The sequence below is a fragment of the Streptomyces sp. NPDC002853 genome, assembly GCF_053591915.1.
The window spans coordinates 592593-608209 of the sequence record NZ_JBSFUS010000001.1 but is presented as its reverse complement, the minus strand read 5'-3'; the positions used below and the strand labels follow the sequence as shown (position 1 = coordinate 608209).

15 protein-coding genes are annotated in these 15617 nt (G+C 70.1%); 7 read left to right on the top strand and 8 right to left on the bottom strand.

Going from position 1 to position 15617, the window contains the following annotated elements; translation table 11 throughout:
* The first annotated feature begins 162 nt into the window (after window positions 1-162).
* Entirely contained in the window at window positions 163-816 is a 654-nt protein-coding gene (locus tag ACWD02_RS02720) for a mycothiol-dependent nitroreductase Rv2466c family protein (protein ID WP_451203699.1), read from the top strand.
* Window position 817: 1 nt separating this feature from the next.
* On the opposite strand, the gene ACWD02_RS02715 is transcribed toward ACWD02_RS02720, so the two are convergent.
* From ACWD02_RS02715 to ACWD02_RS02700, 4 genes are all read right to left on the bottom strand, one after another.
* On the bottom strand, window positions 818-1027 hold the full coding sequence (locus ACWD02_RS02715; protein ID WP_451203697.1) for a hypothetical protein: 210 nt from the start codon (window positions 1025-1027) through the stop codon (window positions 818-820).
* A 125-nt stretch (window positions 1028-1152) separates the two neighbouring features.
* Window positions 1153-1803, bottom strand: coding sequence for a superoxide dismutase (locus tag ACWD02_RS02710; RefSeq protein WP_363211215.1), 651 nt, complete (start codon window positions 1801-1803; stop codon window positions 1153-1155).
* A gap of 210 nt (window positions 1804-2013) precedes the next feature.
* Entirely contained in the window at window positions 2014-3453 is a 1440-nt protein-coding gene (locus ACWD02_RS02705) for an amino acid permease (RefSeq protein WP_451203695.1), read from the bottom strand.
* A gap of 135 nt (window positions 3454-3588) precedes the next feature.
* The gene (locus tag ACWD02_RS02700) at window positions 3589-4983 is read right to left on the bottom strand and encodes an amino acid permease (RefSeq protein WP_451203693.1); all 1395 of its coding nucleotides are present in this window, start codon (window positions 4981-4983) and stop codon (window positions 3589-3591) included.
* A gap of 266 nt (window positions 4984-5249) precedes the next feature.
* Here ACWD02_RS02700 and ACWD02_RS02695 point away from each other — a divergent pair, with 266 nt between their 5' ends.
* Entirely contained in the window at window positions 5250-5828 is a 579-nt protein-coding gene (locus tag ACWD02_RS02695; RefSeq protein ID WP_451203691.1) for a biotin transporter BioY, read from the top strand.
* Between the two features lie 10 nt (window positions 5829-5838).
* Here the strand turns inward: ACWD02_RS02695 and ACWD02_RS02690 are convergent, their stop codons facing one another.
* Window positions 5839-7170: an FAD-binding oxidoreductase gene (locus ACWD02_RS02690; RefSeq protein WP_451203689.1), complete on the bottom strand. Its 1332-nt coding sequence runs from the start codon at window positions 7168-7170 to the stop codon at window positions 5839-5841.
* A gap of 159 nt (window positions 7171-7329) precedes the next feature.
* Here ACWD02_RS02690 and ACWD02_RS02685 point away from each other — a divergent pair, with 159 nt between their 5' ends.
* A complete protein-coding gene (locus ACWD02_RS02685) occupies window positions 7330-8373 on the top strand; it encodes a serine/threonine-protein kinase (protein WP_451203687.1) in 1044 nt (347 codons plus the stop codon).
* On the opposite strand, the gene ACWD02_RS02680 is transcribed toward ACWD02_RS02685, so the two are convergent.
* Window positions 8370-9848: an amino acid permease gene (locus ACWD02_RS02680; RefSeq protein WP_451203685.1), complete on the bottom strand. Its 1479-nt coding sequence runs from the start codon at window positions 9846-9848 to the stop codon at window positions 8370-8372. The genes ACWD02_RS02685 and ACWD02_RS02680 overlap by 4 nt on opposite strands.
* A 196-nt stretch (window positions 9849-10044) precedes the next feature.
* Between ACWD02_RS02680 and ACWD02_RS02675 the strand changes: the two genes are divergently transcribed.
* The 3 genes from ACWD02_RS02675 (at window position 10045) to ACWD02_RS02665 (ending at window position 11816) form a co-directional block, all read left to right on the top strand.
* The gene (locus tag ACWD02_RS02675; protein WP_451203683.1) at window positions 10045-10530 is read left to right on the top strand and encodes a ribose-5-phosphate isomerase; all 486 of its coding nucleotides are present in this window, start codon (window positions 10045-10047) and stop codon (window positions 10528-10530) included.
* A gap of 213 nt (window positions 10531-10743) precedes the next feature.
* Window positions 10744-11583, top strand: coding sequence for an Fpg/Nei family DNA glycosylase (locus tag ACWD02_RS02670; RefSeq protein WP_451203681.1), 840 nt, complete (start codon window positions 10744-10746; stop codon window positions 11581-11583).
* A gap of 2 nt (window positions 11584-11585) precedes the next feature.
* The gene (locus ACWD02_RS02665) at window positions 11586-11816 is read left to right on the top strand and encodes a superinfection immunity protein (protein WP_451203679.1); all 231 of its coding nucleotides are present in this window, start codon (window positions 11586-11588) and stop codon (window positions 11814-11816) included.
* Here ACWD02_RS02665 and ACWD02_RS02660 read toward each other — a convergent pair.
* Window positions 11813-13042, bottom strand: a complete 1230-nt coding sequence (locus ACWD02_RS02660) for a GNAT family N-acetyltransferase (RefSeq protein ID WP_451203677.1) — start codon at window positions 13040-13042, stop codon at window positions 11813-11815. The two genes, ACWD02_RS02665 and ACWD02_RS02660, sit on opposite strands and share 4 nt — an antisense overlap.
* 129 nt (window positions 13043-13171) lie before the next feature.
* Here ACWD02_RS02660 and ACWD02_RS02655 point away from each other — a divergent pair, with 129 nt between their 5' ends.
* A complete protein-coding gene (locus tag ACWD02_RS02655) occupies window positions 13172-14332 on the top strand; it encodes a PP2C family protein-serine/threonine phosphatase (protein ID WP_451203675.1) in 1161 nt (386 codons plus the stop codon).
* On the opposite strand, the gene ACWD02_RS02650 is transcribed toward ACWD02_RS02655, so the two are convergent.
* Window positions 14318-15499, bottom strand: coding sequence for a cation:proton antiporter (locus tag ACWD02_RS02650; RefSeq protein ID WP_451203673.1), 1182 nt, complete (start codon window positions 15497-15499; stop codon window positions 14318-14320). The two genes, ACWD02_RS02655 and ACWD02_RS02650, sit on opposite strands and share 15 nt — an antisense overlap.
* Between the last annotated feature and the right edge of the window lie 118 nt (window positions 15500-15617).

The window sequence follows — 15617 nt, the reverse complement described above, 5'->3', positions numbered from 1 at the left end:
GGCGGTACTCCCTTGTACTCGCAGGTGGAAGTCGTGGATCGCACGACCTGTACGAATGTCTACGATCCTCGCATGTGCCCTCAGCGGGCGGTATCGGGGAATGCCCGGGTAGATCACTGACGTTCCCCTGGCCAAGCGCGCACGCATTCCCCAGGGAGAGACATGTCCGAGAACGGCAAGCCCGGCACGACCAAGACCCCCGTCGACTTCTGGTTCGACCCGCTGTGCCCGTGGGCCTGGATGACCTCGCGCTGGATGCTCGAGGTGGAGAAGGTCCGCGATGTCGAGGTCCGCTGGCATGTCATGAGCCTCGCCGTGCTGAACGAGGACAGGCTCGACGAGCTGCCCGATGAGTACCGCGACATGCTGGAGAACAAGGCCTGGGGCCCGGTCCGCGTGGTCATCGCCGCCCAGCAGAAGCACGGCGACGAGTACACCGGCAAGCTCTACACCGCCCTCGGCACCCGCTTCCACAACCAGGGCGAGGGCCCGACCCGCGAGGCGGTCGCCGCCGCGCTCAAGGACGTCGGCCTGCCCGAGGACCTCGCGGCCTACGCGGACTCGGACGAGTTCGACGCCGAGCTGCGCGCCTCCCACCAGGAGGGCATCGACAAGGTCGGCCAGGACGTGGGCACGCCCGTCATCGCCGTCCCCGGCGCGGACGGCGAGCAGGTCGCCTTCTTCGGCCCCGTCGTGACCCCCGCCCCCAAGGGCGAGGCCGCCGCCAGGCTCTGGGACGGCACGCTCCTGGTCGCGTCCACGCCGGGCTTCTACGAGATCAAGCGGACGCGTACGCAGGGCCCGATCTTCGACTGAGCTAGCCGAAGGACGGGGGAAGGTCGAAGCCGTCCCGGTAGGCCCAGTAGTTCTGTACCCGCAGGCAGCCCTGGCGGCCGCACCGCCAGTATTTGCCGGCGTCGGCGGGGCCCACCCGGGCGACGACGACGTCCAGTGCGTCGCCCGTGGGCTTCTGGAAGTTTTGGTGGCTGTCGCCACAGTTCAGGCAGCGCCGCCAGGGATCTGACATGGCCTTACCGTCCCCCGGAACCCCGCATACCGAAAGACCCCCGTGAGTCATGTCCTCACGGGGGTCTTCCGTCTATCCGCCTGCTTCGGTGAAGGTTGAGAAGACGATCACGAGGCAGGACGTTCTCAGGGGGCGAGCAGCAGACTGTTCACGCGCTGCTTCGCGGCGGCGTAACGCTTGCTCACGTCCTGCCAGTTGACGACGGCCCACATGGCGTCGATGAAGTCCACCTTCTGGTTCTTGTACTGAAGGTAGAAGGCGTGCTCCCAGGCGTCGAAGACCAGGATCGGCGTCGAGCCCTGGCCGACGTTGCCCTGGTGGTCGTAGACCTGCTCGACGATGAGGCGGTTGCTGAGCGGCTCGTAGGCGAGCACGCCCCAGCCCGAACCCTGCGTGGTCGCCGCGGCCTTGGTCAGCTGGGCCTTGAACTTGGCGAAGGAGCCGAAGGACTCGGTGATCGCGTCCGCGAGGTCACCGACACCGTCGGCGGCCAGCGGCTCGCCGCCGCCACCGTCCTTCGGGCTGTTCATGTTGTGCCAGTAAATGCTGTGCAGGATGTGGCCGGAGAGGTGGAAGGCCAGGTTCTTCTCCAGCCCGTTGATGGCGCCCCACGTCTCCTTGTCGCGCGCCTCCTCCAGCTGCTCAAGGGTGTCGTTCGCGCCCTTCACGTACGCCGCGTGGTGCTTGTCGTGATGCAGCTCGACGATCTGGGGGTTGATGACCGGCTCGAGCGCCGCGTAGTCGTACGGAAGTTCAGGAAGCGTGTAAATGGCCATGTCCGAGCCCTCCGACTGCTGCTCTGCTGTAGTGCAACGCTTATTGCAACCTATATGCAAGTGCAGGCTAGCAGCAGGAGCGCCCCGGAGTTGATCAGCCCTTCGACCTAGGACCGGAGGCCGGGGGGCTCAAAGGAAGCCGGGGAGGCCGGACGAACGCGAAAGGGCCCCGAGTCCGTCGACCCGGGGCCCTCTCGTACGCAGGTGTCGCTACTCGGCGGCGACCGCCGCCCGCTTCTCCGCCGTCTTCTGCCGCACGAAGCCGATCACCGCGAGCACCAGCGTCAGCGTTCCCGTGGCCAGGAGCTGCTTGCGGGTGTCGGGCTGTTCCGTCATCAGATAGAAGATGTACGCCATCGCGGCCAGGGCGATCCACGTCAGGAACGGGTACGCCCACATCTTCACGACCAGCTTCTGCGGCTCCTCGCGCTCCGTCCTGCGGCGCAGGATCAGCTGCGAGACGGCGATGAAGATCCAGACGACCAGGATCATCGCGCCGATCATGTTCAGGAGCCACGGGAAGACGTCGTCCGGGCGCCAGTAGCTGAGCAGCACGCAGACGAAGCCGAAGACCGAGGAGGCGAGCACCGCCAGGCGCGGGACGCCGCTGTGGACGCGGCCGAGCACCTTGGGGCCCTGGCCGCGCGCGATCAGGGAGTACGACATGCGCGAGGCGCCGTAGATGTTGGCGTTCATCGCGGAGAGCAGGGCGATCAGGACGATGACGTTCATGATCTGGCCGGCGCCGGGGATGCCCAGGTGGTCGAGGGTGGCGACGTACGGGCCCTTCGCCACGACCTCCTTGTTGTCCCAGGGGAGCAGCGTGACGACGACGAGCATCGAGCCGACGTAGAACAGGGCGATGCGCCACATCGCCGTGCGCACGGCCTTGGCGACGCTCTGGACCGGCTTCTCGGACTCCGCGGCCGCGATCGTGACGGTCTCCAGACCGCCGTACGCGAAGACGGACGCGAGGAGGCCGATGATCAGGCCGTCCGTGCCGTTCGGCATGAACCCGCCCTCACCGGTGAGGTTGGCCGTGCCGGGGGCGGAGACGTCCGAGCCGGGCAGGATGCCGAGGATCGCCAGGACGCCGATGCCGAGGAAGAGCGCGATCGCGCCGACCTTGAGGGCGGCGAACCAGAACTCGAACTCGCCGAAGTTCTTCACGGCCGTCAGGTTGGCCCCGCAGAACACCAGCATGAAGAGGGCGACCCAGGCCCACTCGGGGCTGTCGGGGAACCAGCCCACCATGATCTTCGCGGCGCCGATGCCCTCGAGGCCGACCGCGACGCAGAGCAGGAACCAGAAGCCCCAGCCCGCGGTGAAGCCCGCCCACGGGCCGATCGCCCGCTCGGCGTGCACCGAGAAGGAGCCGGACGCCGGGTTCGCCGCCGACATCTCGCCGAGCATCCGCATCACGAGCATGACGAGCGCGCCGGATATCGCGTAGGCGAGGACGATCGAAGGTCCCGCCGCGGCGATGCCTGCTCCGGAGCCCACGAACAGGCCCGCTCCGATGACACCACCGAGGGCGATCATGGAGAGGTGGCGCTGCTTGAGGCCGTGCACGAGCGGTGAATCGACCTTGGGCGCCTCGTCGGGTGATGCGCCGGGCGATGCGTCCTGGGGGGTGGACGTCCGAGACATGGGCGTGCCCTGTTCAGTAGCTGAGACGGGGGAGAGAGCGGCCCACAGTCTGAAGTCCGGTACCGCTGACAGGGAACACCTGACCGCTATACGGACACGACGCTCACACTTTGTGAAGGTATGGACACGGGATGTTCACGCACGTTTCAAGCGCGCCTCACGCCACTCCCGTAGCCCGGCGACCGCGAGGACGAGGCCCGTCGCACCCGCCGACCACAGCAGCTGCGGCCGCGCCGTGTCGTCGGTCAGCATCAGGCCGAGCACGGCCGCCATCGCCGCGAGCGCCGCCCAGGTCAGGTAAGGGAACGCCCACATCCGCAGGACGAGCCGCTCCGGCGCCTCGCGCTCGATGCGGCGGCGCAGCCGCAGCTGCGAGACCGCGATCAGCGCCCACACGAAAAGGAGCACGGCGCCGACCGAGTTGAGCATGTAGAGGAAGACCGAGTCGGGCCACTTCAGATTGAGCACGACGGAGACGAAGCCGAAGGCCACCGAGGCGAGCACCGCCCGGCGCGGCACCCCGCCGCCCGACACCTTCAGCAGGGCTTTGGGTGCCTCGCCGCGCTCGGCGAGCGAGAAGACCATCCGGGACGAGCCGTAGAGGTTGGCGTTCAAGGCCGAGAGCAGCGCCACGAACACCACGATGTTCATGATCGTGCCGGCGGACGGCACCCCGATCGAGTCGAGCACCGTGACATACGGGCTGACGCCGCCCTTCTGGGCCGTCCACGGCAGCACCGTCACGATGACGAGCATCGAGCCGACGTAGAAGAAGAGGATGCGGTAGACGGCGCTGCGCACGGCGCGCGACACCGAGCGCACCGGGTCGTCGGACTCGGCGGCCGCGATCGTCACGACCTCCAGGCCGCCGAAGGCGAAGACGACGGCGAGCACGCCGGACGTCACGCCCTCCCAGCCGTTGGGCAGAAAACCGCCCTGCCCGGTGAGGTTGGTGAGACCGGCGGGATCGGTGTCGGGCAGTACCCCGAAGACCGCGAGAAGGCCGAGCACCAGGAACGCGACGATCGCGAAGACCTTCAGCGCGGCGAACCAGAACTCGAACTCGCCGAAGTTCTTCACCGCGGCCAGGTTGGCCGCCGTGAACACCAGCATGAAGATCAGCACCCAGGCCCACTGCGGCACACCCGGCGCCCAGCCGTTGGCGATCTGCGCGGCGCCGGTCGCCTCCACGGCGAGCACGACCACGAGCAGGAACCAGTAGAGCCACCCGACGCTGAACCCCGCCCAGCGGCCGAGCGCACGCTCGGCGTGCACGGAGAAGGACCCGGACGCGGGCATCGCGGCCGACATCTCGCCGAGCATCCGCATCACGCACATCGCGAGCGCTCCGGCGATGAGATACGAGACGATGATCCCGGGCCCGGCCACGGCGATCCCGGCCCCCGAGCCGACGAAGAGCCCGGCCCCGATGACGCCGCCGAGCCCGAGCATCGTCAGATGCCGCTGCTTGAGACCACCGCCGAGAGGCTCGGGTTCCGTTGCCGTCGTGGGCGGGGGTGCGTCGCGCATGGTGCTCAGGCTGCTCTCGGGCTCACAAAGGCTTTGGCGGGAACCTACAGTCTCCCCGGGCAGGAGCCCCCCGCGCAAAACGGCCCCCGATGGCCCCCACCTCAGTGACGCGCATCACGCCCTCCACAGGGGTACACCGGTCGCTTTGTGCAAAGCCCACCACCGGGGCACCCGGTGCCTTGTCGCTCACCGCCGGTGTCACGCGCCCCCGCCTGAGATAGCGTCGCGGGGTCCCACCTGCCCGTCCCAGAACCCGCGGAGTCCCGATGAGCATCGCCGCCGTCTCTTCCCGTCCCGGCCAGGTCCTCGCGGACCTGCTGCCCGCGTCCCGCGCGAAGGACGCGGCGTTCGTCCTCGGCGGCGCCGCCCTCACCGGCATCGCGGCCCAGATCGCGGTGCCCGTGCCGGGCTCCCCCGTACCGGTGACGGGACAGACCTTCGCCGCCCTCCTCGTCGGCACCGCCCTCGGCGCCCGCCGCGGTTTCCTCTCCCTCGCCCTGTACGCCCTGGTGGGCATGGCGGGCATGCCGTGGTTCGCGGAGGCGGGCTCCGGCGTCGCCGCACCGTCCCTCGGCTACGTCCTCGGCATGCTGCTCGCCGCCACCGTGGTCGGCGCCCTCGCGCGCCGCGGCGGCGACCGCTCCGTCCTGCGTACCGCGGGCACGATGGTGCTCGGTTCGGCGATCATCTACGCGGTCGGCGTCCCGTACCTCGCCGCCGCGACCGGCATGTCGCTGACCCAGGCCGTCGCCGCCGGGCTCACGCCCTTCCTGATCGGCGACGCCCTCAAGGCCGCGCTCGCGATGGGCGCGCTGCCCACGGCGTGGAAGCTGCTCGACCGCTAGCTCAACCAGTTCAACCGGCGTTCCCCACGCCGTAGTTCCGCCTGAAGAGGTTCGCCGGGTCGTACGTGGCCTTCAACCCGGCGAGCCTCTTCCGCGTTTCCGCGTCGTACAGGCCATCCGCCCGGTCCCCGGCGGCGAACGCGAAGTTGAGAAGCCGCCCCTCGCCCGCGAACGGCCCGAACGCCCGCGCCTGCACGGACCGCACCGCGTCGAGGTCCGTGCCCTCCAGCGGCGAGAGCACCCGCACCAGCCACCCCGCGTCCCGGTGGGGCACCGCGTTGCCCGCGGGCTTCGCGAGGGCCCCGCCCAGCTGGTTGATCTGCACGACGTGCATCGTCTCGGCGGCCGGACCGGTCAGCGCGAGCAGCTCTTGCGCCGCCGCCAGGTCAAGCTCCCGCACCACCACGCTGTCCCCGTGGTAGGAGTGCGGGAAGTCGGGGTCGCTGTGGATGGTGTGGCTGTCGGTGTACGGCATCTCCCGCAGCGAGTCCGACACCGTGGGTCCGATCTCCCGCAGCGGCGCCACGAGCCGCTCGCCCGCGGCCTCGGAGCCGGTGTACGCGACGCGCACCGTGACGAGATAGCGGCCCCGCAGACGGGGCGGCAGCTGCGGGATGTCCGGATAGACGAGGGCCGCCACCGACGAGGTCAGCTCGTCGGGCACCGTCCGCGTCCACGCCTCGTACGCCCGCAGCACGTGACCCGGATCCACCGCGCGGCCGTCGAACTCGATCGCCCCGCCGTACAGCCGCGCCACCGGCACGAGCCCGATCTCCAGGGCCGTCACCACCCCGAGGTTCGCGCCGCCGCCGAGCAGCCCCCAGAAGAGGTCGGGCTCGCTCTCCGCCGTGACGTGGCGCAGGGTGCCGTCCGCAGTGACGAGGTCGAGCCACCGGACGTGGTCGGCCGCGTACCCGAACTCCCGCGCCAGGATGCCGAGTCCACCGCCCAGCGTGTAGGAGACGGCGCCCACGGCCGGTGCCGATCCGTTCAGCGGCGCGAGCCCGTGCACCGCCGCGGCCTCGACGACCTGGCCCCACCGGACACCCGCGCCGATGGTGGCCGTGCGCGCGCCGGCATCGATCCGGACGGAGTCCATCCGCCGGGTGCTGATCAGTACGCCGCCCTCCGACGCCCCCGGCAGCCCGTGACCGGTGGCCTGGACCCCGACGGGCAGTCCCGCCTGCGCGGCGTACGACACGGCGGCGACGACGTCATCGGCGCTCCCGGCCCCGAACACGATCGCGGGGCGCTGCGTGAAGCCGGTCTGGAACCCGGCGATCTCCTCGTCGTACCCGTCGTCGCCGGGCCGGAACACGAGTCGCTGAGCGGTGAAGTCCACGGTGATCCTCCAAGAAGGGCTGCTGACGCGACAGAGCCTCCCCGGAAAACCTGACATCCGCCGTCAACTTTTTTCTGACCCTTCCCCGAAGCCTTTCCGTGCCTTCGGAAATTCGTGCGAACTGTGCTGTCATGAAAGGGGACTTGGGGGTGGGCACCCATGCCGGATCTTCACGTGGTGGCGGGCCGCTACCGCCTGCTCGACGTCATCGGCCAGGGCGGCATGGGCCGCGTGTGGCGGGCGGCCGACGAGCTCCTCGACCGCCGGGTGGCGGTGAAGGAGATGCGGGTCGACGGGGCCTTCGAGGGCCCCGACGCGCCGGACGCCCGGGTCCGCAGGGAACGCGCGCTGCGCGAGGCGCGGGCCATCGCGCGCATCGACCACCCCGGTGTCGTACGCGTCCATGACGTCGCCGAGGAGGACGGACGCCTCTGGATCGTCATGGAACTGGTCGACGCGCGCTCGCTCGCCCGGTATGTCGACGAGGAGGGGCCCCTGGACGAGCACGCGGCGGCGCGCGTGGGCCTGGCCCTGGTGGCGGCGCTGCGGAAGGTGCACGCGGCGGGTGTCGTACACCGCGACATCAAGCCGGAGAACGTCCTGCTCGGCCCCGGGGGACCCGCCGACCGGGTCGTCCTCACCGACTTCGGCATCGCGGCGCTCCAGGACACCGGCCGTCTCACCCAGACGGGCCTGCTGGTGGGCTCGCCCGAGTACATGGCGCCCGAGCGGGTCTCCGGCGCCGCGCAGGGGCCGCCGTCGGACCTCTGGTCCCTGGGGGCGACGCTCTGCACGGCGCTGCGCGGCAGCTCACCGTTCGCCCGCGCCTCGGCCCTGACCACACTGGTCGCGGTCCTGCACGATGCGCCCGAACTGCCGCCGGAATCGAGCGGGTTACGTCCGCTTCTGTCGGCGCTGCTGGCCAAGGAGCCGGAGCGCAGGCCGGGCCTCGACGAGACGGAGGCGGCCCTGCGGGCGGTGCTCGCGGCGCCCGTGCCGTCACCGCGTCAGGCGGACGGTCGCCCCCGGACCGACTGGCGGCCGCACGTGCTGACTGCCGTGGTGCTCCTTGTCGCGGCCGCCGTGGCGGCCGTCATGTTCCTCACCGCGCGCGATCCCGGCGGCGGCACGCCGGGCCCGAGCACGCCTGTGCCGACGGTGGCGGGTACGTCGACCGCGCCACCGTCGGACGGGACCGGCTAGGCGTCGACGCCGGCGTCGGCCGTGCTGGTGTCGGTCTCGACCTCGGCGCGGGGCCGCACCTTCTCCCGGACGAGGGAGAACGCCACCACGAACGCCGCGGCGAGCAGCGAGAGCAGCACCTGCTTGCGCCCGGTCTCGTCGGTCAGCATGTAGACGAGCACGAACGAGATCATCGCGATCGTGACCCAGGTCAGGTACGGGAAGAGCCACATCTTCACGACGAGCTTCTCCGGCTGCTCGCGCAGGATGATCCCGCGCATCCGCAGCTGCGTGAAGGCGATCATCAGCCAGACGAACAGGGCCACCGCGCCCGAGGAGTTCAGCAGGAAGTCGAAGACGGTGTCCTTCCACTGGTAGTTGAACCAGACGGCGACGAAGCCGAAGACGACCGACCCGAGGATCGCGGCCATCGGCACACCGCGCGCGTTGGTGCGCGCGAAGGCCTTGGGCGCGTCACCGCGCTGGCCGAGCGAGAAGGCCATGCGGGAAGCGGTGTAGAGGCCGGAGTTGAGGCAGGAGAGCACGGCCGTCAGGACGATGACGTTCATGACCTGACCGGCGTGCGGGATGCCGATCGAGTTCAGCGCGGCAACGTACGAACCGTCCTTGACGATCGACTTGTCGTTCCACGGCAGCAGCGTGATGACGACGAAGATCGAGCCCAGGTAGAAGACACCGATACGCCAGATGACGCTGTTGGTGGCCTTGGTGACGGCGCGCTGCGGGTCCTCGGACTCACCGGCGGCCAGCGTGACGATCTCGGAGCCCATGAACGAGAAGACGACCATGAGCACACCCGTGAGGATGGCGCCCGCGCCCTGCGGCATGAATCCGCCGGCGTCGGTGAGGTGCGCGAATCCGGCGCCCGGGTTGTCGGAGCCGGGCAGCACGCCGAAGACGGCGAGCAGACCGATGATCACGAAGCCGCCGATGGCGACGACCTTGATCCCGGCGAACCAGAACTCGAACTCACCGTAGGAGCCGACCGAGACGAGGTTCGTCGCGGTGAGCACCACCATCACGATGAGCGCCCAGCCCCACTGCGGGACGGCCGGTATCCACCCGTTGAGGATGACGGCACCGGCGGTCGCCTCGACGGCGAGCACCACGACCCAGAAGAACCAGTACAGCCAGCCGATGGAGAAACCGGCCCAGCGGCCGAGCGCCTGGTCCGCGTAGGTGGAGAAGGAGCCGGAGGTGGGCCGTGCGGCGGCCATCTCGCCGAGCATCCGCATCACCAGGACGACCATCGTGCCGACGAGGGCGTACGAGACGAGGATGGCGGGCCCCGCGGCGGCGATGCCGGAGCTGGAGCCGACGAAGAGACCGGCTCCGATGACGCCACCGATGGCGATCATGGAGAGGTGGCGGTTCTTCAGCCCGGCCTGCAGGCCGTCACCGGTGTCTCCAGACTGCGATTCCCCAGGTTCGATGGGGTTGCGGTCTGCCTTCGCAAGGGAGGGTTGCGAGGTCATGGACGAATCCTTAAGTTCTCGGGTCACGAGCCCCCGCATTCAAACTCAGGGGTGAACGTGACGGAAGACCCGACTCCGGATCGTTGTATTCCGGCCCGATGGCTCAGACCTTGTGGGCCAAAGGCCCAGACCAGGGTGGCCGCGGTCCGGCCCCCGGACGCCGCTACCCGCCTCGCGACGTGCCACACTCAGACGCATGCGCGTGTACCTCGGCTCGGATCATGCCGGCTACGAACTGAAGAACCACCTGGTCGAGTGGCTCAAGAGCCACGGCCATGAGCCCGTCGACTGCGGGCCCCACATCTATGACGCCCAGGACGACTACCCCCCCTTCTGCCTCCGCGCCGCGGAGAAGACGGCGGCGGACCCCCAGTCGCTCGGCATCGTGATCGGGGGCTCCGGCAACGGGGAGCAGATCGCCGCGAACAAGGTGAAGGGGGTGCGGGCCGCCCTCGCCTGGAGCGAGCAGACGGCCGCGCTCGGCCGCGAGCACAACGACGCGAACGTGGTGTCGATCGGCGGCCGGATGCACACGCAGGAGGAGGCGACGAAGTTCGTCGAGATCTTCCTGTCGACGCCGTACTCGGGTGAGGAGCGCCACACCCGCCGGATCGACATGCTCTCGGCTTACGAGACCACGGGCGAGCTGCCCGCGATCCCGGCACATCACCCGCAGGGCTAGGCCCCGCCGCCCCACCGCACCGTCGATCACCGGCTCCGCCGAGTTCGTCCTCAATCGCCGGACGGGCTGAAAATTCAGCCCGTCCGGCGATTGAGGACATCTTGCACGGGGTCTGGGGCGGAGCCCCAGGCAGGTCCGGGGCGCAGGCACGGTTTTCGGGAAGGGGCGGGGTTGGGGAAGAATCCCTGTCCTCACCGACCCCAGGAGGTCCCCGTGCCGGAGGGGCACACCATTCACCGGCTGGCAGCCGACCACCGGGAACGCTTCCAGGACCGCGGCCCTCTCCGCGTGACCAGCCCTCAAGGCAAGTTCTCCGACAGCGCCGCCCTCCTGAACGGTCAGGAGATGGACACCGCCGAGGCCCACGGCAAGCACCTCTTCCTGGGCTTCGCGGACACCGGCTGGGTCCACATCCACCTCGGCCTCTTCGGCAAGGTGAACTTCGGCACCGCGGCCGCCGCGAACCCGCCCACGGACACCGTCCGCCTCCGCATCGCCACCGAGGACGCATACGTAGACCTCCGCGGCCCCACCACCTGCGCGCTCATCACGGACCAGGAGAAGCAGGCGATACACGCCCGCCTCGGCCCCGACCCCCTCCGGGAAGCGGACGACCCCGGCGAGGCCTACGCCCGCATCGCCCGCAGCCGCACCACCATCGCCGCGCTCCTCATGGACCAGAAGGTCATCGCGGGCGTCGGCAACGTCTACCGCGCCGAGGTCCTCTTCCGGCACGGCGTCGACCCGTACACCCCGGGCAAGGACATCGGCCCCGCCCTGTGGACGGCGATGTGGGAGGACCTGGTCGCCCTGATGCGCGAGGGCGTACGCCTCAACCGCATCGACACCGTCAGGCCCGAACACACGCCGGAGGCGATGGGCCGCCCGCCGCGCGTGGACGACCACGGCGGCGAGGTGTACGTGTACCGCAGGGCCACGATGCCCTGCCACATCTGTGGCGGCGAGATCCGCACCGCCGATCTCGCCGCCCGCAATCTCTTCTGGTGCCCCAAGTGCCAGCGGCCCCGCCGATCCCGGCGAAAGGGCGGCTGACCATGTTCGGCGGCATCGGCCTGCTGGGCGCCACTCTGTTCGCGCTGCTCGGCCTGGTGGTCTTCCTCCTGCCGTCCCTCATCGCCTTCAACCGGGGGATCGACAACCGCTGGCTCGTCCTGGTCGTCAACCTCGTGTTCGGCGTCTCCGTCCTCGGTTGGCTGATCGCCCTGTACCTGGCCACCCGCAAGCCCAAGGTGGCGCTGCCGGGGCCGTCCGGGGCCCCCGGCTAGAACCCGTGCGGCAGCCACGGCGCGACGTCCGAGCCGAAGGCCGTCGTCGCCTCGGCCAGTGCGCCCGGCCGCAGTTCCCGTACGCGGCCCGCTGCCGCCAGTGACGTCAGGGACACGCCGCCGAGGTAGGCGGAGCCCAAGTCCCGTACGGACAGGGCGAGATCGGCGTCGTCGTCCGTGCGCTCGCAGGTCGCGTCCTTCAGGTCGCCGGTGAGCCGCCAACGCCCCGCGTTCCAGGGGCAGAAGGCGTCCTCCACGTCGAGCACCAGGTTCACCGGCGTCCGGTAGGTGCGCGACGCGAGGGCGGCTCCCACCTCCACCAGACGTACGTGGAGCGAGTCCTTCACCTGCATCCGGCAGCGCCGCACGTCCGAGACGAGCTGGAAGACCGCGTCGTCCGTCGGGCGGCTGTGCGCGTCGATCGTCGACGTCAGGTCGATGCCGAAGAGGAATCGCCACAGCGCCGCGTACGCAGCGGGGTCCTCGGCCTCCAGATCGCGCAGCCGGACCGTGCCGTTGGGTCCTGCCGCGTCCCACTCGGGCTTCACGTGGAAGCGCGCGTACCCGACGAGCTCCCCGTCGCGCTCGGCGACCACGCACTGCAGCGGTGACGAGCCCTGCCGCTCGCTCTCCGGGTCGAGCAGCCCGAGCCGCTCCCAGCCGGGCTGCCTGGCCAGCATTCCCGGCCGCTCGCTCACCCGTCGCGCGTACAGCTCCTCGCACGCCTCGTGGACGTCGGCGGGCTTGGCGTACCGAAGGCGTACGTCATCCGTACCGGCCGGCACCGACAGGCTCACGCGTGCCGTGTCGATCTCGGCCTTCGTCCCGAACGTCGCCGCGCCGTACCCGAACCGTCCGTAGATGACGGGCTCGGAGGCGGTGAGCACCGCGAGGCACTCGCCCTTCGCGCGCACGTCGTCGAGCTGGCGCCGCATCATCGATGTCAGGATGCCCCGCCGCCGGTGCGTCGCCGCGACGCTGACCATCGTCACTCCGGCCGCGTCCACCAGGGAACCGCCCGGCACGGAGAGGCGGAAACTGAACGCTCCCGTCGTGCCGACGCAGGTCCCGCCCTCCCAGGTGCCGAAGAAACGGTCGAATTCGGTCAGGGCGTTCCAGAGCTCGTGCTCCTCCCTGGCCTCGGCCACGCCACCGAAGGCGAGCTCCAGCGTGCCGTAGTACTCGTCCCAGTCTTCCTGCCGCAACTCCCGCAATTCCGTCGTCATATGCCATGCCTACCAGGGAGAAGCGGGCGGAGCGACAGGATTTACGCGGGCTGACGGCGTGCCCCTGACGGGGGACAACCGGCACCTCCCGTGCGAAGTGCCTGGCCCGGTGGATAGGGTCCGGGAGCAATGGAAGGCAGTCGAGCGGAAGCCGAGACGTTTACAGCCCGGATGAACAAGCGGATCCACCGGGTGCGCATAGGGCTGCGCAAATCCGGGGTGGACTACTTCCGGGGCGACGGTTCGGACTGGATCGCGCTCGCGGGCCTGCTCGTCACCATCCCGGTGATCACCTTCTGCACCATCGTCAACCCCGTCTGGTGCGCGCCCGCCGCGCTCGTCCTGCCCATCGTGGCCGGCGGCCTGCTGCTCCGGCCCTCCAGCCTGCTCGGCCTGTACGCGACGGCCGCCGCCGCGCTCATCGTGGAGTCCGTCCAGCTCGGCCCGTACACGCAAGGGAGCTCGCGGGTCACGCCCGGAGTGGTCCTCGTCGTCGCGGCCTGCGGCTTCTTCGGGCTGATCATCGCGCAGTTCCGCAGCAGGGTCGGCGTGCCGTGGCGCGGCGGCGGCACGATGCTCTTTGACCTGCGTGAACGTATCCGCGTACAGAGCAAGTTGCCGAAGCTGCCCCGCGGCTGGCACCGCGAGATGGCCCTGCGGCCCGCGGGCGGCCAGTCCTTCTCCGGGGACTTCGTGGTCGCGGCCCGCACGAACGGCGGCCGCACCCTGGAGGTCGTCCTCACCGATGTCTCCGGCAAGGGCATGGACGCGGGCTCCCGCGCCCTGCTCCTGTCGGGTGCCTTCGGCGGCCTGCTCGGCTCGCTGCCGCCGCACGCCTTCCTGACCGCGGCCAACGGCTACCTCCTGCGCCAGGACTGGGACGAGGGCTTCGCGACCTCCATCCACCTGGTCCTCGACCTGGAGAGCGGCGACTACGAACTCTTCACGGCGGGCCACCCGCCGGGCCTCCAGCTCAGCGCGGGCAGTGGCCGCTGGGAGCAGAAGGCCGCCGAGGGGCCGCTCCTCGGGGTGTACGACGGGGCGCAGTTCGACCCGGTGAAGGGCTCCCTGCGCCCCGGCGACGTCCTGATGCTGTTCACGGACGGCCTCGTCGAGACCTCCGACCGGGACATCAGCGAGGGCATCGACCGCCTCACCGGGGAAGCCGACCGCTATGTGGCGGGCGGCTTCCACGGCGCCGCGTGGCACCTGATCGAGGCGGTCGCGAAGGACGTCAACGACGACCGGGCGCTGCTGCTGATCTGCCGGGAGCCGTCAGCGAACACCTGACAGCTCGGGTTCCGGCTCCCGTACGGGATCGCGCCCGCCCGGCAGGATGCGGGCCAGCCACTTCGAGCGTCCCGCGGCCAGCGGTCCGAGCACCGCGAGCAGCAGCACGTACCCCGCGATGAACGGGGAGAGCCGTTCGTCGAGGCCCGCGGTGGCCGCCATGGTCGCCAGGATCAGGGCGAACTCGCCGCGGGCCAGCAGGGTGGTGGAGATGTTCGCCGCGGGGCCCGCCCCGAAGCCGTAGATGCGCGCCGCGCCGAGTCCCGCGAGGACGTTCATCAGGAGCGTCACGGCCACGGCGGCGAGCACCGGCCACAGCACCGTGGGCAGGTCGCCCGGGTCGATGGAGAGGCCGAAGCCGAAGAAGAAGATCGCCCCGAACGCGTCCCGCAGCGGGTGCACCAGCTTGCGGACGCGCTCGCCGGACGCCGTGCTGCCCACCATCAGACCGACCATGAACGCGCCGATCGCGTCCGCGACCCCGAACCACTCCGAGACCCCGGCGACGAAGACCGCGGCCCCGAGGAAGGAGATGACGAGCAGTTCGTCGTCCCGGGTGTCCATGAGCCGCCCGACGACCTTCGTGCCGAAGCGCGCCACGAGGGCGAGAAGCAGCAGGAACCCGAATGCCTTGCCGCCGTCCATGACGGCCGCCGCGAGGCTGTCGGCGCCGGACAGGACGGGCTGAAGGGCCGCCAGGTAGAGCGCCAGGAAGATGTCCTCGACGACGATGATGCCGAGGATCGGCTTCGTCTCCGGATTGCCGAGCCGTCCGGTGTCGACGAGCACCTTGGTGACGATCGCGGACGACGAGATGCCGAGCACCCCGGCGAGGACCAGAGCCTCGGAGGTGCCCCAGCCGAGGGCGAATCCGAAGCCGAGGCCCGCGCCGACGTTCAGCGCGAGGTACGTCCCGCCGGCGAGGGCCATCTTGCGGCCGCCCGTCTTGAGGTCGTCCATGTGGAACTCGAGGCCCAGGTAGAAGAGCAGGAGCACCAGGCCGAGAGCCGAGAGCATCTCCAGGTCGTGCGGGTCGGAGAGCAGGACCACGCCGGGCGTGTGCGGGCCGAGGAGGATCCCGGCCAGGATGAAGAGCGGAATGGTGGGGAGTCCGATGCGGCCGCCCACGCGGGCGAGCACGGCGGCGGCGAGAAAGGCGCCGCCCATGGCTATCAGGGTGTCTGCGTGTCCGATGGGCCCGTTCCTCCTGGTAGTCGGCGACGCACCCACCGCACACGGATGGCAAAGGGGGCGTCAAGAAAGCGTCAATAGTTAGCTTACCAAA

What these genes read in the sequence shown, in the direction of transcription:
- ACWD02_RS02660 (WP_451203677.1), bottom strand. Translation starts at nt 13,042, where the DNA reads ATGACGACGGAATTGCGGGAGTTGCGGCAGGAAGACTGGGACGAGTAC.
- ACWD02_RS02675 (WP_451203683.1), top strand. Translation starts at nt 10,045, where the DNA reads ATGCGCGTGTACCTCGGCTCGGATCATGCCGGCTACGAACTGAAGAAC.
- ACWD02_RS02710 (WP_363211215.1), bottom strand. Translation starts at nt 1,803, where the DNA reads ATGGCCATTTACACGCTTCCTGAACTTCCGTACGACTACGCGGCGCTC.
- ACWD02_RS02715 (WP_451203697.1), bottom strand. Translation starts at nt 1,027, where the DNA reads ATGTCAGATCCCTGGCGGCGCTGCCTGAACTGTGGCGACAGCCACCAA.
- ACWD02_RS02685 (WP_451203687.1), top strand. Translation starts at nt 7,330, where the DNA reads ATGCCGGATCTTCACGTGGTGGCGGGCCGCTACCGCCTGCTCGACGTC.
- ACWD02_RS02680 (WP_451203685.1), bottom strand. Translation starts at nt 9,848, where the DNA reads ATGACCTCGCAACCCTCCCTTGCGAAGGCAGACCGCAACCCCATCGAA.
- ACWD02_RS02650 (WP_451203673.1), bottom strand. Translation starts at nt 15,499, where the DNA reads ATGGGCGGCGCCTTTCTCGCCGCCGCCGTGCTCGCCCGCGTGGGCGGC.
- ACWD02_RS02720 (WP_451203699.1), top strand. Translation starts at nt 163, where the DNA reads ATGTCCGAGAACGGCAAGCCCGGCACGACCAAGACCCCCGTCGACTTC.
- ACWD02_RS02705 (WP_451203695.1), bottom strand. Translation starts at nt 3,453, where the DNA reads ATGTCTCGGACGTCCACCCCCCAGGACGCATCGCCCGGCGCATCACCC.
- ACWD02_RS02700 (WP_451203693.1), bottom strand. Translation starts at nt 4,983, where the DNA reads ATGCGCGACGCACCCCCGCCCACGACGGCAACGGAACCCGAGCCTCTC.
- ACWD02_RS02695 (WP_451203691.1), top strand. Translation starts at nt 5,250, where the DNA reads ATGAGCATCGCCGCCGTCTCTTCCCGTCCCGGCCAGGTCCTCGCGGAC.
- ACWD02_RS02655 (WP_451203675.1), top strand. Translation starts at nt 13,172, where the DNA reads ATGGAAGGCAGTCGAGCGGAAGCCGAGACGTTTACAGCCCGGATGAAC.
- ACWD02_RS02665 (WP_451203679.1), top strand. Translation starts at nt 11,586, where the DNA reads ATGTTCGGCGGCATCGGCCTGCTGGGCGCCACTCTGTTCGCGCTGCTC.